This window comes from Kitasatospora sp. NPDC004799 (genome assembly GCF_040609095.1).
Classification (GTDB): Bacteria; Actinomycetota; Actinomycetes; order Streptomycetales; family Streptomycetaceae; genus Kitasatospora.
The window spans coordinates 1-2,844 of the sequence record NZ_JBEXJK010000648.1 but is presented as its reverse complement, the minus strand read 5'-3'; the positions used below and the strand labels follow the sequence as shown (position 1 = coordinate 2,844).

Sequence of the window (2,844 nt, the reverse complement as noted above, 5' to 3'; positions counted from 1 at the left end):
CGGTGAGGGACAGGTTGACGATCGGCGCGCGGGCCGCGGCCCACTCCATGCCCTGGAGCACCCAGGACTCCTGCCCGTTGCCCTCGTCGTCCAGCCCCGGCCGACTGGCGTCGTCGTCCGGCGGCGGGTCGGGTGGCGTCGTCCGGTGGCGTCCGGCGGCGTTGTCAAGTCCCCCGGCCGGGCCGCCGGTTGGTGTCGCGGCGGCCGCTCCGCGCTCGGCCGGACGGGTGAGCACCGGCACGCCGTCGGCCGCCGCCGGCCGCTGCTCGGGCACGATCGTTCAGCCCAGCTGTGGCCGCCCTTAAGAATTCCTCGATGGACCGCACCTGCTCCGACCAGGCAGATTGCTCCTGCCCGGAGCACGCCCGTCAGCAGCGGCCGAACCGGGCCACCTCGGCCTGCCCGACCCCCGAAGGCCGTCCCCCGCGCACGTCAGGAGCCGTTGCCGTGAAGGCACTCGTCAAGCAGCAGGCCGAGCCCGGCCTCTGGATGATCGATGTCCCGAAGCCCGAGATCGGCCCCGGCGAGGTGCTGATCAAGGTGCTGCGGACCGGCATCTGCGGCACCGACCTGCACATCCGCAAGTGGGACGGCTGGGCCCAGCAGACCATCAGGACCCCGCTGGTGCTCGGCCACGAGTTCGTCGGCGAGGTCGCCGAGGTCGGCGCCGGCGTCGCGGACATCGCGATCGGCGACCTGGTCAGCGGCGAGGGCCACCTGGTCTGCGGCAAGTGCCGCAACTGCCTGGCCGGCCGCCGCCATCTGTGCCGCAACACCGTCGGCCTGGGCGTCAACCGGGACGGCGCCTTCGCCGAGTACGTGGCCCTGCCCGCCTCCAACGTCTGGGTGCACCGGGTGCCGGTCGACCTGGACGTGGCCGCGATCTTCGACCCGTTCGGCAACGCCGTGCACACCGCGCTGTCCTTCCCGCTGGTCGGCGAGGACGTGCTGGTCACCGGCGCCGGCCCGATCGGCATCATGGCCGCCGCCGTCGCCAAGCACGCCGGCGCCCGCAACGTGATGATCACCGACGTCTCCCCGTACCGCCTCGACCTGGCCCGCAAGGTCGGCGTGACGCTGGCGCTGGACGTCTCGCAGCACACCATCGAGGAGGGCCAGCAGAAGCTCGGCCTGCGCGAGGGCTTCGACGTCGGCCTGGAGATGTCCGGCCGCCCCGAGGCGATGCAGTCGATGATCGCCAACATGACCCACGGCGGGAAGATCGCCATGCTCGGCCTGCCCGCCGAGCAGTTCCCGGTGGACTGGGCCTCGATCGTCACCTCGATGATCACCATCAAGGGCATCTACGGCCGCGAGATGTTCGAGACCTGGTACGCGATGTCCGTGCTGCTGGAGGGCGGCCTGGACCTCAGCCCGGTGATCACCGGCCGCTACGCCGCCGCCGACTTCGAGGCCGCCTTCGACGACGCCGCGAGCGGCAACTGCGGCAAGATCATCCTCGACTGGACCGCCTGAGCCCGGCCCGGGCCCCGCCGAACTGCTCCCGCCGAACTGCTAAAGGAGACCGCAGTGTTCGACAACGTGCGTGCCGACGTCGCCGCCACCCTGGACGAGATCCGCGAGGCCGGCCTGTTCAAGCCGGAGCGGGTGATCGGCACCCCGCAGAGCGCCGCCGTCACCGTCACCGCCGGCGGCCGCCCGGGCGAGGTGCTGAACTTCTGCGCCAACAACTACCTCGGCCTGGCCGACCACCCCGAGGTGCTCGCCGCGGCCAAGGACGCCCTGGACCGCTGGGGCTACGGGATGGCCTCGGTCCGCTTCATCTGCGGCACCCAGGACGTCCACAAGGAGCTGGAGGACCGCCTCTCGGCCTTCCTCGGCCAGGAGGACACGATCCTCTACTCCTCCTGCTTCGACGCCAACGGCGGTGTCTTCGAGACCCTGCTGGACGACCGCGACGCCGTCATCTCCGACGCGCTGAACCACGCCAGCATCATCGACGGCATCCGGCTCAGCAAGGCCCGCCGCCACCGCTACGCCAACCGCGACCTGGCCGACCTGGAGAAGCAGCTCCAGGAGACCCAGGACGCCCGCCGCCGCCTGATCGTCACCGACGGCGTGTTCTCGATGGACGGCTACGTCGCCCCGCTGCGCGAGATCTGCGACCTGGCCGACCGCTACGACGCCATGGTCATGGTGGACGACTCGCACGCCGTCGGCTTCGTCGGCGCGGGCGGCCGCGGCACCCCCGAGCTGCACGGCGTGATGGACCGCGTGGACATCATCACCGGCACCCTCGGCAAGGCCCTCGGCGGCGCCTCCGGCGGCTACGTCGCGGCCCGCCGGGAGATCGTCGCCCTGCTGCGCCAGCGCTCCCGCCCGTACCTGTTCTCCAACTCGCTGGCGCCGGTGATCGCGGCCGCCTCGCTCAAGGTGCTCGACCTGGTCGAGAAGTCCAACGAGCTGCGCGAGCGGCTGGCGGCCAACACCGCGCTGTTCCGGACGAAGATGACCGAGGCCGGGTTCGAGATCCTGCCCGGCGACCACCCAATCGCCCCGGTGATGATCGGCGACGCGGCCAAGGCCGGCCGGCTCGCCGAGCTGCTGCTGGAGCGCGGCGTGTACGTGATCGGCTTCTCCTACCCGGTGGTGCCGCACGGCCAGGCCCGGATCCGGGTGCAGCTGTCCGCGGCGCACTCCACCGAGGACGTCGAGCGCGCCGTCGCGGCCTTCGTGGACGCGCGGGACGCCCTGGAGGGCTGAGCCCCCGAGAGCTGCCCGTGGGCCGGACCGCTCGGAACCGGACCGGCCCACGGGCTCGCAACCCCGTGCGGCGGGGGGGGCGGGGGATACGCCCCCCCCCCCCCCCCCCCCCCCCCCGCC

2 protein-coding genes and 1 pseudogene are annotated in these 2,844 nt (G+C 72.5%); 2 read left to right on the top strand and 1 reads right to left on the bottom strand.

Annotation, left to right across the window (positions count from 1 at the left end; all coding sequences use genetic code 11):
- A pseudogene (locus ABZW03_RS39420) lies at positions 1 to 274 on the bottom strand (hypothetical protein); the annotation flags it as partial.
- 173 nt (positions 275 to 447) lie between these two features.
- On the opposite strand from ABZW03_RS39420, the gene tdh reads away from it, so the two are divergent.
- Complete coding sequence (gene tdh / locus ABZW03_RS39415; RefSeq protein WP_355269488.1) at positions 448 to 1,476, top strand: L-threonine 3-dehydrogenase; 1,029 nt, start codon at positions 448 to 450, stop codon at positions 1,474 to 1,476.
- 54 nt (positions 1,477 to 1,530) lie between these two features.
- The gene (locus ABZW03_RS39410) at positions 1,531 to 2,724 is read left to right on the top strand and encodes a glycine C-acetyltransferase (protein WP_355269486.1); all 1,194 of its coding nucleotides are present in this window, start codon (positions 1,531 to 1,533) and stop codon (positions 2,722 to 2,724) included.
- The last annotated feature ends 120 nt before the right edge of the window (positions 2,725 to 2,844 follow it).